At 32.5% G+C, this 17984-nt stretch carries 15 protein-coding genes and 1 pseudogene; 6 read left to right on the top strand and 10 right to left on the bottom strand.

Annotated elements, in window-relative coordinates; translation table 11 throughout:
* From A9G43_RS05995 to A9G43_RS05965, 8 genes and pseudogenes are all read right to left on the bottom strand, one after another.
* On the bottom strand, positions 1–629 hold a 629-nt coding region (locus A9G43_RS05995), incomplete at its 3' end, for a zeta toxin family protein (protein ID WP_176701709.1).
* A 5-nt stretch (positions 630–634) separates the two neighbouring features.
* The gene (locus A9G43_RS05990) at positions 635–862 is read right to left on the bottom strand and encodes a hypothetical protein (protein ID WP_065606986.1); all 228 of its coding nucleotides are present in this window, start codon (positions 860–862) and stop codon (positions 635–637) included.
* Between the two features lie 410 nt (positions 863–1272).
* The gene (locus A9G43_RS05985; RefSeq protein WP_065607460.1) at positions 1273–2520 is read right to left on the bottom strand and encodes a type II secretion system protein GspD; all 1248 of its coding nucleotides are present in this window, start codon (positions 2518–2520) and stop codon (positions 1273–1275) included.
* Positions 2517–3356 (bottom strand): zonular occludens toxin domain-containing protein, encoded by an 840-nt coding sequence (locus A9G43_RS05980; RefSeq protein WP_218058626.1) that lies wholly within the window; start codon positions 3354–3356, stop codon positions 2517–2519. Before A9G43_RS05980 ends, A9G43_RS05985 begins: the two co-directional genes overlap by 4 nt.
* A gap of 55 nt (positions 3357–3411) precedes the next feature.
* Positions 3412–3570, bottom strand: coding sequence for a zonular occludens toxin domain-containing protein (locus A9G43_RS11145; protein ID WP_218058625.1), 159 nt, complete (start codon positions 3568–3570; stop codon positions 3412–3414).
* A 26-nt stretch (positions 3571–3596) separates the two neighbouring features.
* Complete coding sequence (locus A9G43_RS05975) at positions 3597–3872, bottom strand: DUF2523 family protein (RefSeq protein ID WP_065607458.1); 276 nt, start codon at positions 3870–3872, stop codon at positions 3597–3599.
* Positions 3873–3891: 19 nt separating this feature from the next.
* Entirely contained in the window at positions 3892–4902 is a 1011-nt protein-coding gene (locus A9G43_RS05970) for a hypothetical protein (RefSeq protein WP_065607457.1), read from the bottom strand.
* Positions 4874–5140 (bottom strand): annotated as a pseudogene (locus A9G43_RS05965) (collagenase-like protease); the annotation flags it as partial. The gene A9G43_RS05970 and the pseudogene A9G43_RS05965, both read right to left, overlap by 29 nt.
* Before the next feature lie 186 nt (positions 5141–5326).
* On the opposite strand from A9G43_RS05965, the gene A9G43_RS05960 reads away from it, so the two are divergent.
* Together A9G43_RS05960 and A9G43_RS05955 are read left to right on the top strand one after the other, a co-directional pair.
* On the top strand, positions 5327–5956 hold the full coding sequence (locus tag A9G43_RS05960) for a helix-turn-helix domain-containing protein (protein ID WP_176701708.1): 630 nt from the start codon (positions 5327–5329) through the stop codon (positions 5954–5956).
* A gap of 50 nt (positions 5957–6006) precedes the next feature.
* Positions 6007–7050, top strand: coding sequence for a YdgH/BhsA/McbA-like domain containing protein (locus tag A9G43_RS05955; RefSeq protein ID WP_065607451.1), 1044 nt, complete (start codon positions 6007–6009; stop codon positions 7048–7050).
* 46 nt (positions 7051–7096) lie between these two features.
* Here A9G43_RS05955 and hrpA read toward each other — a convergent pair whose 3' ends face one another.
* The gene (gene hrpA, locus A9G43_RS05950) at positions 7097–10936 is read right to left on the bottom strand and encodes an ATP-dependent RNA helicase HrpA (RefSeq protein WP_176701710.1); all 3840 of its coding nucleotides are present in this window, start codon (positions 10934–10936) and stop codon (positions 7097–7099) included.
* A 111-nt stretch (positions 10937–11047) separates the two neighbouring features.
* Between hrpA and A9G43_RS05945 the strand changes: the two genes are divergently transcribed.
* The 4 genes from A9G43_RS05945 (at position 11048) to A9G43_RS05930 (ending at position 16309) form a co-directional block, all read left to right on the top strand.
* Positions 11048–11467, top strand: coding sequence for an META domain-containing protein (locus tag A9G43_RS05945; protein WP_065607449.1), 420 nt, complete (start codon positions 11048–11050; stop codon positions 11465–11467).
* A gap of 322 nt (positions 11468–11789) precedes the next feature.
* Positions 11790–13202: a pyruvate kinase PykF gene (gene pykF / locus A9G43_RS05940; protein WP_065607448.1), complete on the top strand. Its 1413-nt coding sequence runs from the start codon at positions 11790–11792 to the stop codon at positions 13200–13202.
* Positions 13203–13314: 112 nt separating this feature from the next.
* The gene (gene ppk1 / locus A9G43_RS05935; RefSeq protein ID WP_065607446.1) at positions 13315–15372 is read left to right on the top strand and encodes a polyphosphate kinase 1; all 2058 of its coding nucleotides are present in this window, start codon (positions 13315–13317) and stop codon (positions 15370–15372) included.
* A gap of 10 nt (positions 15373–15382) precedes the next feature.
* Positions 15383–16309, top strand: a complete 927-nt coding sequence (locus A9G43_RS05930) for a Ppx/GppA phosphatase family protein (RefSeq protein WP_065607445.1) — start codon at positions 15383–15385, stop codon at positions 16307–16309.
* A gap of 200 nt (positions 16310–16509) precedes the next feature.
* On the opposite strand, the gene A9G43_RS05925 is transcribed toward A9G43_RS05930, so the two are convergent.
* Positions 16510–17970 carry a DASS family sodium-coupled anion symporter gene (locus tag A9G43_RS05925; RefSeq protein ID WP_065607443.1) on the bottom strand — a complete coding sequence of 487 codons (1461 nt, stop codon included), beginning with the start codon at positions 17968–17970 and terminating at the stop codon, positions 16510–16512.
* Between the last annotated feature and the right edge of the window lie 14 nt (positions 17971–17984).

Below are 17984 nucleotides of genomic sequence, written 5' to 3'. Positions count from 1 at the left end.
TAAACAGATAACTTTTCGATTTGGCTAGATTTACTTAACTCATCTGCGTTATTAGGCAGTACAGCAACCACTTTATCATGTATATGTTTAGGAACATAACGAGGAATTCGACCAGCTTTTAACGCATTTTCATAACGGTTATTTACGCTATCCCAACTTACTTCTTTAGGGCAAGTGTGAATAAGAACGTCGACTTGATACCCTTTATTTTTTAAAGTCTCTATAAGCTTTTTAGCTTTATTTGTATTTTTTAATGTGCCATCTACAATGATGTTGTATTTAGCTTCAATCGCACGTTTTAGAATTTCCTCCTTAATTTCACTCGCAAATTCGTGGGTATATACGGCTGAATCTTTGCCATATTTTTCATATAACGCTTTGAAGTTTGGATGACGTTCTCGATAGGCATCTAAGTCAATAGTTAAAATATTATTTTTATATTTAGTTTCAAGTTTATTTGTAGATGTCGACTTTCCTGCACCAGGTTGACCTCCCATAACATAAGCTTTGGGATTCGATTGCTGTGAAATTAATTCGGGTTGATCTATATGAATATCATTCCATACATCATTAATTATTTTACTTTTTTCTTGAATACATATCTGAGATAAAATTTCATTCTTATTCATATTAATTACTTATATTTATTTTCAATTAATTGGAAAAATTTTAATGCAGTTTCATAATTAATTTCCTCATAGGTAGTGTCAGCAATTTTTTGTCTAAACTCCCTTAATTTTGCAATATCTTCTAACATATCTGCTGTATATTCGTTGCTATAACCTTTTGCTTTGGATATACAAATTCGGACACTATTATAAACTTCTTCCAATAAAAACTCTTTTTCATCAAACGTCGCCATGATCCACTCCTATTTAATATTGGTTTATTGATAAATTATTATTGTGATATTTAGGCTGAATTATAACTAAATTTTGGGGGTCATCCAAGCGGAAAGGCTCGCTATGCGTTCCTTTCCACCTGGCCTAAAGGGTAAAATTGGGAGAGTTGTCAATAGTTCACTTCGTCAAGTGCTCACTCGGTTCACTTCGTGACTGCGACTTCCGCCTTGCTATTGACAATTTCAACACCGTACAATTATCAACAAAAAAAGACTATTATACATGATAAAAACTGTGTATAAACGATAAATTATTAATCTAACCAAGAAGTTATTGAAACGGATAAAAAATAGCCTATATTCGTTGTTCCTCGCAAAGCTGCGGTACAACGAATACAGGCTATCCTATTATTTATTAATTTAATATTTTATTATTTTTCTATCTTCTCAACATGCAAAATAACAACGATATCCGTTCTGTTGTTTTCTTTTCCTGATGACTTTAAAAACGGTAGCAATGTAAAACCTGTCGAATGATTACCGTTTTTAGTTTCCGCTAAACCACCCAGTACTATAATTTCACCGCTTTTTATTGATACCTGTGTATTAACATCACGTTTAATCAACGTTGGACTATTGTTAATCCCTGTCTCCGTTTTAACAAAGTTTGATAACTGCTGTTGTATTGTTAAATCAATCGTGTTTAGTCTAATTTCAGAACGAATATCAAATAATACCCCCGACGAACGATACTCTATTGACTGAATCGGTTTGCCGTCCTGATACGTTGTTGAGCCTAAAACAGGCACATCTGAGCCAACACTAAATGACGCATTAGAGCCATTTTTAACCCGTAATTGCGGGGAGCTAATTACTTTAAAGTGATTATCTTTATTAAATAATTCCACTAAAGCACTAAAAGAGCCACTAGAAAAGGTTATCAAATTACCAGTTAACGGATTATAATTTGAATTCACTTGTACCCCTAATTTGCTATCCAGCAAATTAGCTATAAATGATAAGCCATTCCCTTCCTGCTTCGTCGTTGACACCTCAACCACATAACCAGTAACCAATATCTCATCAGTTACCGTATCAATTTTAGGCAACAACTGTTTAACTAATTTTATATCCGCTTTTGTGCCACGATAAACCAACACATCACCCGAACGGGAAAACTGACCACTAGCACTATTGGGATTGACGTCCCCACTGCTGTAACTTGTCTGGGAGGTATTCGATATCGTCCCTTGTGAATTAAATACCCCTTGTACCTGACTGCTTAAAATGTCAGATAAATAACTAACACTTCGATATTTTGGAGTATAAATAAAAGTTTCTGTTGGCTGAGCTGTTGGTTTAGGTGTGTAAACCGCTATATAATCCACCCCATTTTTATCCCAGATTTTGATATTCATATTTGAAAAATAACGCTCTATAAACTGCTGTTCATCAATCTCTTTAGTGATTCTCAATGTCAATAATCGTTCATCATTCGCTAAATCTGGTGACAACATATATGGACGTTTAAAAATTTCACTATATATAATACTAATAGCATCAGGCAATTTAACCCTGTTTAGCTCAAACTCTACACCGCTTGCCAATGCATTACGTGATAAAAATAACAGTATTACGTAAAAAAATAACGTAAAACGTAATAATAAAGATTTAATCATTGCCCCGTTCCTCCCTGCCCTGAATAACGAGTCACTATCTCATTGTTAATCGTTCCCTGCATAATCAACCCGTTAAACATAAATTGACTCGCAGGCTCTAATTTAATCGCTCCCGTATTCGAAATTAAGATAACTTGTGATACCCCATTTTGTCTTATTTCTCCAGCTATCCGCCATGAATTAGAAAGTTGAGGCTCTGGTAAGGTTAATTCAGGTTTAATCACCGATAAATTCTGATTAATCGGTATTGATACTGTTTTATTTTCTGTCGTAGCTTTAGCTGTAGTTTGCCGAGAAGTGAAAAATTTATAAATAAAAAATGCACTAACAACAAACATTAACAACATAAATATTAATAAGAATATAATGCGTTTATTAGAAAATACATTTTGACGTTTATCCGTTGTTGATTCAGCACCATTAACACCATCATAACTTTTATAAAGCTTAAAGATGTCTTTGTCATATTTTTCTTGGTAATACGTTACTCGATTATTTTTAAATAACTTCGTACCAGTAAACACATCTACTCGATACCGATTTTTTAGCCCCAAAGACACATGCTTAGACATTCGATACGTTGTTTCAATGCGGTCTTTTAAAAACCTCGGTAAATTTGCCACCGATTGATTAATGACAACTAAATCACAACATAACCCCGTTTTTTCATCTGTAAAATGCCGATGCTCTGCAATAAATGAACGATGATTATTCGGTATTTTGCTATCACTCCCCCAAATCCGCCATAACTCATCGATTGCAATTAAATCCCCCGCTTGGCATACTGTTTGAACTGTCTTATCATCAGTCTTAAACGGAAAAAAGTTATCTTGCATTACCTCATTATCCGTAACATGAATAATTGCTCCTAAATCGCTTTCCTGTGTCTTTTTAGTGGTTAATGCATACTCTTTTAAAGGCTTCTTCTTTAATGCCCTCTATATTAGTTACAATGCGTCTACCTGCCATATAAGCAGGTAACAGCACGCTTTTTACTACCTCATAACTTTTACCTGAGCCTGGCACGCCTACATAAGCCGATATTGCCATAATTTATCTCCCTCTATTCTTATTCGTTAACCAATAATCGGAATACGACGAATTAAAAAACGAGTTAACAGTGCAGAAATCACCATAGTAATACCCGTCGGCACTTTAAAATAATTAAGAAAATACCAAACAGAATCAGGCAATAAAACGAATAAATCCTTTAAATTTGTGCTACTCGGCAATAATTTAACTAACACAGGGATAAACTCAGACATCACAAAAAACAAGGCAAACATAATTAAAAACTTAACAAGCACTGACCGCACAAACCACGCAACAATTGACATCAAAAAAGCAGGCATGAATTAACTCCTATTTTATTTATGCTTTTAAAATAATTCGTAATGAAACAAACGCCCAGACGATTAACATAATCGTTTGAAATAGTGATTTATTTTGCTGTAGTAACGGACATTGACTATCGATTGTATATTTTTTATCAAAAACCGTAATATCAACCGTTGGACAATCAGCCGATTTTTCTTTCAACTCAAAATCACGTAAGAACGGAAACAATTCATCTAAAAATGATAATATTTCTGTACCTGTTGGGATTTCCTCAAGCTCAGGCGGGATAAACTCTTCATCAATTTCATCTTCATCATGTTCATTGTTTCCGTTATTGTTATTATTAATGTTATTCGTCGTGTTATTAATAATTGAAGTGTAATGCTTTTCTATATTTGGCAAAAAATCATTGTCGGGAATGGTTGAATACATTAAATCATACTGCGTTAAATTTAACCCCTTTTGCTGAGCTACCGCCTTAATTTCATTTGCTGTAATCGGTTTTGACGGACTAAACGGAACACCCTCGTAATCTGTTTGTGTAGAAGCTTCACGTATTAGCTCATTAAATATTTTTGCTAAAACAGCATAATCAATAGCTTGCTTTTGCAAGGGTAATTTAGCTACATCTTGAACATCCGATAATTTGCCCGCTATCGCATCAATTCGAGCTAATTTAAAATCAGTGTTAGTATGAACACGCAATCGATATGTAAAATCACTATCGGTGTTAATGTAATCACTATCATTGGGAGGCATACAAATAGTTGTCGTTGAACCGTATTTATCAGTTGTGGTTTTGCAAGGTTGAAAATCAAAATTAATGCTTTTTTTATGTTCAAGCACCTTTACAAAAACGTCCTGATAATAAGGTAAACCGACAATATCAGGGTGATAAATTTCATAATTAGAGGGATTAGAAATTAACATTTTATCAAATGTTACACCATCAACATTAAAATCAAATATTGATTCTGTATCAATATAACGAAACTTATATAACTGTTCAGTAACTTTATTTCTTTGCCATAAATATAATCTCACTTCCTGCGAGTGGCATTTTTAAAATGTGTTTTTTTATTTTACCCCATACTTGCATTTCACAAGCTTTACAATTGAACTTTAGCAATAATTCTTCATTATTTTGAATTAATTTCATTGGCGTAACTTTAGTTTTAACTCCTTGAATTCCTTTTGCTTGTTTTGGACATAAATTAAACGCAAACCGTAAACAATGTTTGGTTATCATTAAGGGCGCATCTTCTTTAACGTCATGTGCTTTTAAACAATAAATAAAAACATTAATTATGTCAGCAATTGTTGTTTTATTATAGATATATGATACTCTAATCGTTTTTACTAACTGTGATTATTTTTCGTTAATATGCAAGATATTTTTAAGACATTGCGCTCAAAAAGCTATTCTGTCCCATGTGAATTATGTAGCGCAGGGGCTCTCTGTATTCCTATGTTACTAAATAATAAGTTGGATACTATATTACAGCGAAAAATTTCTTATCTAAAAAATGAAATATTAGTTAAAGCTAAGACACCTTTTACTAAATTCTATGTTATTCATTCAGGTGCATTAAAAACTTTTGTTACCACTTCCGATAATCAACAACAAATTAATGGTTTTTATTTACCTGGTGATATTGTTGGTTTAGATTCAATTTCGACCAAAGTGTATAACAATAATATTCAAGCTCTTAGCAATACCCTTGTTTGCGAACTTTATTATAATGAACTAATGTCGTTGGTTGATACTCAGAAAAATGTCAGGGACTTAATTTGTAATTTGTTAAGTTCTAATATTTATGATTACCAAAAATTAGTATTATGCTATTCGCAGAAAAAAGCGGATGAACGGTTAGCAACTTTTATATATTCGCTTTATCAACGCTATGAAAAAAGCGGCCATTCTTCATTAAATATTAAGCTCGTGATGAGTCGAGCGGATATTGCTAACTATTTAGGTTTGACAATCGAAACTGTGAGTAGAAATATATCAAAATTACAAGAACTTAATATTTTGACAGCTAAAGGAAAATACCTATTCATAAAAAACTTAAATGCTTTAATAGATTTATGTAATTAGAGTTATTTATGTTAAATTAACCAAAATTATTTATTGGAAGGTCTTAATATATGACAAGTTTAAAGAACACGCTTATTGTAGTTGCTATGTCCCTAACCTCTTTTTCTTCGTTTGCTGCTCAACAATTAACGGAGCAACAAGCTAAAGGTTTACAGTCATTTAAAAGTATAACTATCCGCGGAGCTTTTTATACTGATAGTGATTATATTATGGCAATGTCGAGAGCTGCGGATAAAGAAGGAGCAGCTTCCTTTTATATAACCACAACTAATATCAGTCCTTCTAATGATACTTTAAGGATTGTGTATGCAAAATTATATAAGGCAGATGCTCCAAAAGCAGAAGAACAAGCTGAAAGCTTTCGCAAATTTGAAGGTATTTATGAATATCCAAAATCCAAAGCCATACGTTTAGAACCTTTTAACATTGTGCGTATTCGCGGTTATTTTCCTAGTGAATATGATATTAACCAAGCAATTGCTAAGGAAGCATCAGAAAAAGGTGCTTATGCTTATTATATTGATTCACGTAGTGAATTAGGTAGTAATATTCAAGTTGCTGCTTATTTGTTTAAAAAAGATGCACCTGAACGTAAACTTCAACCCGAGGATGCTATCCCATATGACTCTGAAGCTGGCCAACAAGCTCTAGCGCAAGGTGGTGATGCTGCTATGCAGGTAGAGAAACCTGGCTATTATTCTCCTTCAGCTTTTAATGAAAAATTTTATGCTGATAAATTTAATAATAAAGTAAAAGTCATTAATCAAGCCACTCATAAAGCAACAACGTCTACAGCAACTAATACTTCTGAATCCCAAGTTACAACGGCTGCAGCGGAGCCACAGCGTGTTACACGTTACACTGTAACTCTACCGGATGGACGAAAAATTCAAGAATTGAATGATGCAACTGCGGCAAAAATGGTTGCGTTTGATACAATTAAATTTAGAGGTTACTATGTAACTGATCAGGAAATTTCTTATCAAGCAGGTAAACGAGCTATTGATGCAGGGGCCAAGTATTATCATATTGCTAGAATTGCCCATGACTCAAATGGTCCAAATATAACTGTTTTTGTAGACCTGTATCGATAGTTTAATAGATGATCGGGCGCATAAGCGCCCTATTTTTTAGTAATGACTATAATTTTGATTTTAATACATTAATTTGTTGCTTAATGCGTTTTGCCGAAATTGGATATGACGTGCCAAGTTGCTGAGCAAATAAATTGACTCTTAATTCTTCAATCATCCAACGGATATCAGTCACTTTTGTATCTAATCGTTGATTCTTTTGTAGACTATTAACCCAATTATCATACTGATTCTGAACATCTTCTATAATGCTCATTGATTGTCTATCTCTTGCCATATTTTGAAATAATTTTTCAATTCTTTTCTCAATTGCCGATAAATATCGAGAGATATCATTCAATCTTCTATAACTTGATTGAGCAACAAATCCTTTATAAACTAATTTATTAAGTTGCTGTTTGATATCTGACAAGGCAAATGCTAAAGATAAATCAACGCGCCCTTTTAACTTTTTATTAATGATAAAATGCAAAGTTAGTATTGATTCGACTTGCTTAGCAATACCAACAACTATTTCATTAATATGAGTTTTAGTATAATCAAGTAATTGCTGATAATCATCAGTTGAATGTATTGCTTTATTATTTGTTTCAATTAAATAATCAACACCACAAGCGATACAATCATCAATAAGCATTAACACGTTACCAAACGAATTAAAATATAAACTTAATTTCGATTTATTGGGTAATTTTTCATGTAAATACTTGATTGGAGAGGGAATATTAAGCATTAATAAGCGTCTTAAACCTAATTTAGTTAATCTTTGTTGCTCTGATTGATTATCAACTAACTTTATACTTACGGAATTTTGATTATCAATAATTGCTGGATAAGCCTTAATAGTATAGTTTTTTTGCTTTTCTTCATAAACATCAGGAAGTTTTCCAAATATCCAATCTGTCAAATTATTTTGCTCAATTGAGTTATCTTTTTTATTAATAGTAATAGATGATAAAGCTTGTTGAAGTTGAGTTTTGAGTTGCTGTTTTAGCATATCAAAATCTTTACTTGAAGCAATTTCGTTATTATTACTATCAATAATACTAAAATTCATTTTTAAATGTTCAGGGACTTGTTCTAATTGCCAATTTTCTGATGTAATTTTCACACCAGTCATTTTATGAAATTCATTTCCTAAGCATTCAAGAAGCGGTTTTTCTGTAGTATCTACCCTATCTAAAAATGCATCTGCATAATTTGGTGCAGGGACAAGGTTTCGTCGTAAAGATTTAGGCAATGATTTGATTAATGCAATTATTAAATCTTTTCTAAAACCTGGCACTTGCCAATCGAATCCCTTGTTTTTAATTTGGTTTAAGATATCAAGTGGAATTTTTATAGTGACGCCGTCACGGTTATGACCAATATCAAAGTGATAACTAAGTGCTAGCTTAAAATGATCTTGATACCAGAAATCAGGAAAATCATTTAAGTTAATTAATTGTGCTGATTGCTTGATCAGCATCTCTTTTTGTACATTAAGATAATCAGGATCAGATTTTTGTTTCTGCATCCACCATTTATCAAAATGTCTAGATGAAATAACGGATTTATCTATACGTTTATCATAGAAATCAAATAATTCATCATCATCAATTAAAATATCCTGACGACGTGATTTATGTTCTAAATCTTCAACTTCATTAATCAATTTTTGATTTTGCTTGTAAAATTTATGACTTGTGAACCAATCACCTTCAACTAATGCATGTCGAATAAACAGGGTGCGACTTAAAATAGGATCAATTTTACTGTAATTTACTATTCTATTAGTAACAATTGGTAACCCAAATAAAGTTACTTTTTCGTTTGCTATTGTTGTGCCCTGCTTTTTAGACCACCTAGGTTCGTTATAGTTATATTTCACTAAATGTTTAGCTATAGGTTCAATCCATTCAGCTTCAATTTTTGCTGCTGTTCTTCCCCATAATCTATTTGTTTCAACAAGTTCACTAGCAATACACCATTTGGGTTGGTTTTTGAAAAGTGCTGAATTAGGAAAAATTGCAAATTTTATATTACGTGCACCTATATACTCACGCTTTTCAAGCTCTTTTATTCCAATATGAGATAGTAAACCGCTTAGTAACGAAATATGTAATGAATTATAATCAGCTTTTTTACTATTAATCGGAAACGCTAATTGCTTAATTGTTTGTCTAATTTGCGTATAGACATCTTGCCATTCACGGATTCGAAGATAATTTAAAAACTCTTTTTGGCATAATCGTCTAAATTGATTCCCTGATAATACGTTCTGTTGTTCTTTAATGTAGTTCCATAAATTAATTAAAGAAATAAAATCTGACTCCTTATCAACAAAACGACGATGTTTCTCATCCGAAGCTTGCTGTTTATCAAAAGGTCTTTCTCTTGGATCTTGAATCGATAAAGCAGCAGTAATTATCATTATTTCTTTAATGCACCCTAGGCGCCTTGCTTCAACCAACATCCTAGCTAATCTTGGATCAATTGGCAGTTGTGCTAAAATTTTACCTATTTCAGTTAAATGATATCTATTCTGTATGGTATAAATTGCCCCAAGTTCCTCTAATAAGCGAAGTCCATCACGAATAAATTTTGAATCAGGTTTTTCAACAAAAGGAAAAGCGGCAATATCGCCTAAGCCTAATGATGTCATTTGTAATATTACTGAAGCCAAATTGGTTCGCAATATTTCGGGTTCGGTAAATTTGGGGCGAGATAAAAAATCTTGTTCATCATATAAACGTATGCAGATACCATTAGATGTTCGCCCACAACGTCCTTTACGCTGATTGGCAGAGGCCTGTGATATTGGTTCAATCGGTAAACGCTGAACTTTAGTTCGATAGCTATAACGACTAATTCTGGCTAAACCCGAATCGATCACATATTTAATGCCTGGAACGGTTAATGACGTTTCTGCCAAATTAGTAGCAAGGACAATTCGACGTTTAGTATGCGATTGAAAAATTCGATTTTGTTCTGATACTGATAATCTTGCATATAAAGGTAAAATATCTGTATGACGAAGATCTAATTTATTTAGTATATCAGCAAGATCTCGAATTTCTCGTTCTCCTGTTAAAAAGATTAATATATCCCCAAGACTTTCAGTTGATAATTCATCAATGGCATCTATAATCGGTTGAAAATCACAACTTTTATCATTATTATCATCTTCTTTCAGGATTGGGGGACGATATCTAACCTCGACAGGATAGGTACGACCCGATACTTCAATAATCGGAGCATCATTGAAGTGTTTAGAAAAACGTTCCACATCAATAGTCGCTGATGTTATTATGACTTTTAAGTCTGGGCGTTTAGATAATAATTGCTTAAGATAGCCTAAAATAAAATCAATATTCAAACTGCGTTCATGAGCTTCGTCAATAATAATAGTATCATATTGTAGTAAGAGTTTATCTTTCTGAATTTCAGCAAGCAATATACCGTCGGTCATTAATTTAATCAGGGTTGTGTCACTGACATGATCGGAAAATCTTACTTTAAAACCAACTAACTGCCCTATTTCTGTTTTTAGCTCTTCAGCGATACGATTAGCTACTGAACGTGCCGCTAATCGTCTTGGTTGAGTATGACCAATATAGCCTTTCACGCCTAAGCCTAATTCTAAACAGATTTTGGGAATTTGTGTTGTTTTTCCCGAGCCAGTTTCACCAGCAATTATAACCACTTGATTATGTTTAATAGCATAATAAATTTCTTGTTTTTTTTCAATTACAGGCAAATTTTTGGGAAAAACAATATTTTTCGGTAACGATTCTATTCTGCTTTGATAATGTAAGTTAGCATCTTGTATGGCAGAATCTATATCAGCTATAGTTTGACTTTTCTTAGCTAATTTTATTATTTTATGCTTGTTTAGGAAAGTCATTGAGTCAAGATTTTTTAATTGCTGTTGAGATAGCATAGCGTGTCAAATATTTTAATTAAAGTCTCATTAATGCCTAATTATAACAAAATTAACCTATTATTAGGAGTTCAAATGAAAAAAACGTCCTTGTTAACTGCTCTATTTACAGCCTCATTGGTTCTCTCTGGATGTGAGGGACCAAAAACTCTACAAGAAGTCGATCTTATGCATCATCGTTTTGTGCTCATTAAAGCAAACGGTCAAGATATTTCATTAGATGATCAAGCTGAAATTATATTTGGTGAAAACATGACAATTACAGGTAAAATGTGTAACCATTTTTCTGGTAAAGTTACTTTAGACAACGGTAGCATAAAAGGTAGTGGTATAGTGATGACTAAAATGCTTTGTAATGATGACCAATTAAATCAATTAGATTATGTAATTGAAAAATTAATTACTGATGGCACTAAGATTGAATTAAAAAACAATCAACTAACTTTGAAAAATGACACTAACACACTAGTTTATCAACTTAAAGACCTAATGTAATTTAAACAATTAATTATTATAATTAAATATATTTTATAAACAATAAAGTATATTTAAGATAAAAAACTTTATTTAAAATACTGTTAAGAATATAATAATAACAATTTTTAAAAGATTTAACTTATTGATGAAATTATCATATTCTTCAAATATTTTGTGTGATCTTAGTGGCCATATTGAGCTACAAACACCTTTTTTAACCAATAAAACTACCAATGCTTTGCCATTGGTTTTTTTTTGCAAAAAGTTGATTTATCGAATTTTTTAAATTGAATTAAAACATTAACCTTAACATTAAATAAATTACTAAGTAGATACTATTATGAAAAAGACAAAAATTGTTTGTACGATCGGACCAAAATCTGAATCAAAAGAAATGTTAGCAAAATTATTAAATGCTGGCATGAATGTTATGCGTTTAAATTTTTCGCATGGTGATTACGAAGAACATGGCAACCGTATCAAAAATTTACGTGAAGTAATGCAAGAAACCGGTTTAAAAGCCGCTATTATGCTAGACACCAAAGGCCCTGAAATTCGCACTATCAAATTAGAAGGGGGTAATGATGTATCCCTAGTTGCTGGTCAAACATTCACGTTTACCACAGACAAAAATGTTATCGGAAATAAAGACCGTGTAGCTGTAACTTACGATGGTTTTGCGCATGACCTTAAACCTGGTAATCGTGTTTTAGTTGATGACGGCTTAATTGCTATGGACGTTAAAGAAATTAAAAGTAATGAGGTTATCTGTACTGTTTTAAATAATGGTGAACTTGGTGAAAATAAAGGTATTAATTTACCTGGTGTTTCAATTAAATTGCCAGCACTAGCAGAAAAAGATAAAAATGACCTCATTTTTGGTTGTGAACAAGGTGTTGACTTTATTGCTGCATCATTTATTCGTAAACGTTCTGATGTAGAAGATATTCGTGCTCACTTAAAAGTTCATGGTGGTGAAAACATTAAAATTATATCTAAAATTGAAAACCAAGAAGGTTTAGATAATTTTGATGAAATTCTTGATGCTTCTGACGGCATTATGGTTGCACGTGGTGATTTAGGAGTTGAGATCGCTGTTGAAGAAGTTATTTTTGCTCAAAAAATGATGATCAAGAAATGTAATAAAGCATCTAAACCAGTTATTACAGCAACACAAATGCTTGATTCAATGATTAAAAACCCACGCCCAACTCGTGCAGAAGCTGGTGATGTAGCTAATGCAATTATTGACGGCACAGATGCAGTTATGCTTTCAGGTGAAAGTGCCAAAGGGAAATATCCACTTGAAACAGTGAATGTCATGGCAACTATCTGTAAACGTACTGACAACACTATTCCAGCATCATTAGTATTGACATCAAAAGAAGAAAAGTTGAGTATAACCTCGGCTGTTTGTTGTGGAGCTGTAGAAATTGCCGAGCGTCTAAATGTACCATTAATTGTTGTTGCAACTCGTAGCGGTAAATCAGCTAGGGAAGTTCGTCATTATTTCCCCAGAGCTCGTATTTTAGCGCTTTCATCAAGTCAAAAAACTGTTAATCAATTAGCTGTGACAAAAGGTGTAGAGCCTATTTTAATTGATTCAATTAACTCAACTGACGATTTTTATCGTTTAGGTAAAGAGATGGCTGTGAAAGTATGCGGTTTACAACAAGGAGATATTATTGTGATGGTATCTGGTGCTTTAGTACCAAGTGGAACTACTAACACAACATCTGTTCACCGTATTTAAAACGGTATACTTATTATTTGTCCTGCAATAAAAAAGCTAGCTACATGCTAGCTTTTTTTTTTACATAAGATATCCTGTATAAAATACTATTAATAGAGTTTGAAAGATTAAAATGATTGAAGAAAAAGTATATTTACCTAAGGAACTCAGTTGGTTATCTTTCAATCAGCGAGTCTTACAAGAAGCTGCTGATAAAAGTAATCCACTTATAGAGAGGATACATTTTTTAGGTATATACTCAAGTAATCTTGATGAGTTTTATAAAGTACAGTTTGCCAATTTAAAAAAATATGTACTTATTGAACAAGAACAAGCCAACTCATCTTCTAACTCTAAAAACCTATTACGCCAAGTAAACCAAAAAGTTATTCAACTAGAATTGCAGTTTGACCAACTTTATAATGAACTATTATTAGAAATGGCAAGAAATCAAATCTTTTTGATTAATGAAAGACAACTTTCAACTTACCAAGAAACTTGGATAAAAAATTATTATAAACAAAATCTTAGGCAATACATTACCCCTATCTTACTCGATAGTCATACCGAACTTATTCAATTTTTGAAAGATGATCATGCCTATTTAGCTGTAGAAATTATTTGTGAAGATAAAACCAATTATGCGTTACTTGAATTACCGACAGATAATATTTCTCGTTTTGTGTTATTACCGTCAGAAATTTCAACTAAAAATAAATCAATCATTTTTTTGGATAACATATTACGTTACTGTTTACCCGATATTTTTAAGGTTTTTTTTGATGCCAAAGAATTAAATGCCTATTCAATTAATATTAATAGAGATGCTGAATACGAATTAAACACGGAGTTAGACAGTTTGCTTGAACTTATGTCACAAGGTCTAAAACAACGTTTGACTGCACAGCCTGTTCGTTTTACTTATCAAAAAGATATGCCAAAAGCATTATTTGAGTTATTAATTAATAAATTGTTATTAACTGAACAAGACGCAATGCCAAGTGGGCGCTATCCTAATTTTAAAGATCTTGTGAAATTTCCAGACTTTGGACAAAAAAAGCTATTAAATAAAAAAATTCCTAGTTTAAGTTATAATCGATTTAAACAATTCCGTAATTCGTTTGATGCGATTAAAGATCGAGATGTGTTGCTTTATTATCCCTACTACTCTTTTGGACACGTATTAGAAATTATGCGCCAAGCTTCGTTTGATCCATCTGTTACACATATTCGCATGAATATTTACCGAGTTGCAAAAGATTCCCGCTTTATTCATGCGGCCATTAATGCTGCCAATAATGGTAAAAAGGTCACTGTAGTTGTTGAATTACAAGCAAGGTTTGATGAAGAGGCAAATATAAAATGGGCAAAACGATTAATTAGTAGTGGAATTAAAGTTATCTATTCACAACCAAAACTAAAGATCCACGCCAAATTATTTTTGATTGATCGTAAAGAAAATGGCGAAATTGTTCGTTATGCCCATATTGGTTCAGGTAATTTTAATGAAAGGACTGCAAGAATTTATACCGATTTTTCGTTATTAACTGCAGATCCTGTAATTACAGATGAAGTTAAAAATGTATTTAATTTCATTGAAAACCCATTTAAACCAGTTTCGTTCCATCATTTACTTGTGTCTCCACAAAATACCCGATTGAGATTTTATGAATTTATTCAACAAGAAATAAATAATGCTAAAGCAGGTAAAGTAGCTGGTATCTATTTAAAACTCAATGCAATAACCGATAAAGATATGATCGACCAATTATACCGTGCATCTTGTGCAGGTGTAAAAATTAGAATTGTAGTAAGAGGAACTTGTGTCTTGATACCAAAAATTCCTAATTTAAGCGAAAATATTACTGTCACAAGTATTGTTGATCAGTTTTTAGAACATGCTCGTGTGTATATTTTCGAAAATGATGGGAAAAAAGATACTTATATTTCTTCTGCTGATTGGATGCCTCGTAACCTAGATAATCGTATTGAAGTGGGTGTAAAAATCTTTGACCCAATAATAAAATCAACTATTCATAATATTTTTAATATTCAGTGCAATGATAATGTAAAAGCTCGTATTATTGATAAAGATGCAACTAATAATTATGTGCAAAGAGGTAATAAGAAAAAAATTAGAGCACAATATGCCATTTATGATTATTTGAATCAGTTAGAATCAGTTGAATAAGGAATTTAAAGTGAATAAATTCAATGAATATGCCGTAGTTGATCTTGGTTCAAATAGTTTTCACATGGTTATTGCTCGTATTATAGATGGTGCTATACAGATTATTTATAAAAATAAAAAAAATATTTATCTCGCTACAGGGCTTAATGCTAATAACCAACTAAGTAAATCATGCATTATGCAAAGTGTCGAATGTCTTACACTATTTGCTGAAAGGTTGAAAGGCTTTCCACCTGAACATATTCGCGTTGTAGCAACTCATACACTACGGGTTGCAAAAAATAGATATAAATTTTTAATGGCTGCGGCTAAAGTATTTCCATTTCCGATAGAAATCATATCGGGACAAGAAGAAGCTCGTCTTATTTATTTAGGAACCATGACATCTGAACCAGCATCGTCAAATGATACTAAATTTGTAATAGATATCGGTGGAGGCTCTACAGAAATTGCAGTAGGTAGAGGAAATGATCTAAAACCTTTGATTGTTGCTAGTCGCCCTATGGGATGCATAACTTATGCTAAACAGTTTTTTCATGAAAATAAAATTAACGCTATTTCATTTGAACAAGCAAAGCTTGCCGCCGAACAACAAATTGAAAGCTTGATTAATATTATAAAAAAACAAAATATTACTATTGCATTTGGCACATCTGGAACTACTAAGTCTATTTATCGTATCTTGTTAGATATTGGTGTTTGTGATGGAATTATTACTCCCAAAAGGCTCGATGATTTAATTAGTTATGTTTTAAAATTTAACTCTTTTCAAGAAATTGATTATCCATCAATTTCTAATGAAAGGAAAAATGTATTTGTTAGCGGGCTAGCTATACTTAGTGGGGTTTTTAATGCGTTTGGGTTAAAAGCTTTACAATTTAGTCCATGCGCATTACGTGAAGGAGTGCTTTATGATTTAATTGATAGCCCTAAGTGACTAGAAGTTAACTAGAAGTTTGTTGAAAATAATAAATTGATATTACTTGATTTAGAACAAAAACAAAAATATTGGAAAGGCATTGAGGATTTGAAACTTTCAATTGCAGTTTGTTAATTATAAAAATTAAGTTATATATAAAATACCGCCATATCAATTGGCGGTATCGAAACAAGAAATAAGTTAACTATTTACTAATATTAACCCAAACCAATAATCTTCCACCATAAAATTCCAACAGTAAATACGATAATTAGATTTACAACACTACAAATAAACCCAATTTTCCACCAAGTTTTTACTGGCACAAAACCTTCGGCAAATAATAGTGGATTTCGAGCATTTGCAAACTGTGTAATTGATCCAAAGTAGTTAGTACAAATAACCAACGCAAAAATTGCAGTTAGAGTTGGTACGCCTAAGGCAATAGCGATCGATAAGAAAACGGGAAATAATGCAGCAATATGAGCATTTCCACTTGCAAAGAAATAATGTAAATAAACATAGGCAACACATAAAATAACTAAAACTAATACCCAACTACTTTCATCTAAATGACCTTGTACAGCTACACCTATTGTGTCCCCTAACCATTTTGTTACACCAAGTTTATTAACTTGCCCCGCCATCATAAGTAATGCCGCAAACCAAATTAATGTGTCCCAGGCAGCTTTTTCTCCTTTAATATCATCCCAGCTTAATACACCAGATAAGATCAAAATAGTTAAGCCAATAAACGCAGTAGTTGTTGAATCAATACCGAAGTTTTTACCAAAAATCCAAAGCGCTAACAAAAGTACAACAGTAACACCCATAATGATTTCTTTAACAGTAATTACCCCCATTTTCTTTAATTCTTCAGCCGCTAATTTTGGCGCTTCCGGTGTTCTTTTTAATTCTGGATTAGTCAGAAAGTAAATCACCAAAGGTATCACAACGAATGAAACTAAACATGGCCCAATTGCTGCAACAAACCATTCCCCCCACCCTAATGTAATACCTAGTGATGTTGTAACTAATTTAGCGGCTAATAAATTTCCTGTAAATGCCGTTAGAAACATTGCCGAGGTGATATCATTTACATGGCTAATAGTTAGCATTAAAAAAGTACCTATACGGTTTCTTGATTCATCTTTAGGATTGGATTTAAAATTAATTGCTAGCGCTTCCGCTATTGGATAAATAACTCCGCCAGCACGTGCTGTTGTACTTGGAATAGCTGGTGCCAATGCAATATCAGTAACGGATAAACCATAAGCAAGTCCTAAGGTATTTTTACCCAAAATTTTAACAAGATAATAGGCTATTCGTTTACTTAAACCTGTTTTGATAAAACCACGAGCGATCATAAAGGCAATAACAATTAACCAAATAAGACTACTATTTAATTCGCTTAACGAGATTTTTATTGACTCAGTCGCTGTTGTTGCACCAGATGGTCTCAATACAGCAAAAACAGTAATTGCTAATAGACCAATTGCGCCAATTGGCATTATTTCGGCAACAATACTGGCAATTGTTGCAACAAAAATGATGCTGGTTTGCCAACCCTCTTGACTAATACCTTCAGGTGGAGATACAAACAACCAAAATATCGCTGAAATTACCACAATAATGATAAGTGGCAACCATTTTACTGGTGGTTTCTTTACTACGCTCATAATATTTTCCTTTT

The sequence above is a fragment of the Gilliamella sp. Occ3-1 genome (genome assembly GCF_001690655.1).
GTDB classification, from domain to species: Bacteria; Pseudomonadota; Gammaproteobacteria; order Enterobacterales; family Orbaceae; genus Gilliamella; species Gilliamella apicola_P.
This window is presented reverse-complemented; position numbering and strand designations above follow the sequence as displayed.

What these genes read in the sequence shown, in the direction of transcription:
- A9G43_RS05975 (WP_065607458.1), bottom strand. Translation starts at nt 3,872, where the DNA reads ATGCCTGCTTTTTTGATGTCAATTGTTGCGTGGTTTGTGCGGTCAGTG.
- pykF (WP_065607448.1), top strand. Translation starts at nt 11,790, where the DNA reads ATGAAAAAGACAAAAATTGTTTGTACGATCGGACCAAAATCTGAATCA.
- hrpA (WP_176701710.1), bottom strand. Translation starts at nt 10,936, where the DNA reads ATGACTTTCCTAAACAAGCATAAAATAATAAAATTAGCTAAGAAAAGT.
- A9G43_RS05925 (WP_065607443.1), bottom strand. Translation starts at nt 17,970, where the DNA reads ATGAGCGTAGTAAAGAAACCACCAGTAAAATGGTTGCCACTTATCATT.
- A9G43_RS05955 (WP_065607451.1), top strand. Translation starts at nt 6,007, where the DNA reads ATGACAAGTTTAAAGAACACGCTTATTGTAGTTGCTATGTCCCTAACC.
- A9G43_RS05945 (WP_065607449.1), top strand. Translation starts at nt 11,048, where the DNA reads ATGAAAAAAACGTCCTTGTTAACTGCTCTATTTACAGCCTCATTGGTT.
- A9G43_RS05960 (WP_176701708.1), top strand. Translation starts at nt 5,327, where the DNA reads ATGTTACTAAATAATAAGTTGGATACTATATTACAGCGAAAAATTTCT.
- ppk1 (WP_065607446.1), top strand. Translation starts at nt 13,315, where the DNA reads ATGATTGAAGAAAAAGTATATTTACCTAAGGAACTCAGTTGGTTATCT.
- A9G43_RS05985 (WP_065607460.1), bottom strand. Translation starts at nt 2,520, where the DNA reads ATGATTAAATCTTTATTATTACGTTTTACGTTATTTTTTTACGTAATA.
- A9G43_RS05990 (WP_065606986.1), bottom strand. Translation starts at nt 862, where the DNA reads ATGGCGACGTTTGATGAAAAAGAGTTTTTATTGGAAGAAGTTTATAAT.
- A9G43_RS11145 (WP_218058625.1), bottom strand. Translation starts at nt 3,570, where the DNA reads ATGGCAATATCGGCTTATGTAGGCGTGCCAGGCTCAGGTAAAAGTTAT.
- A9G43_RS05980 (WP_218058626.1), bottom strand. Translation starts at nt 3,356, where the DNA reads ATGCAAGATAACTTTTTTCCGTTTAAGACTGATGATAAGACAGTTCAA.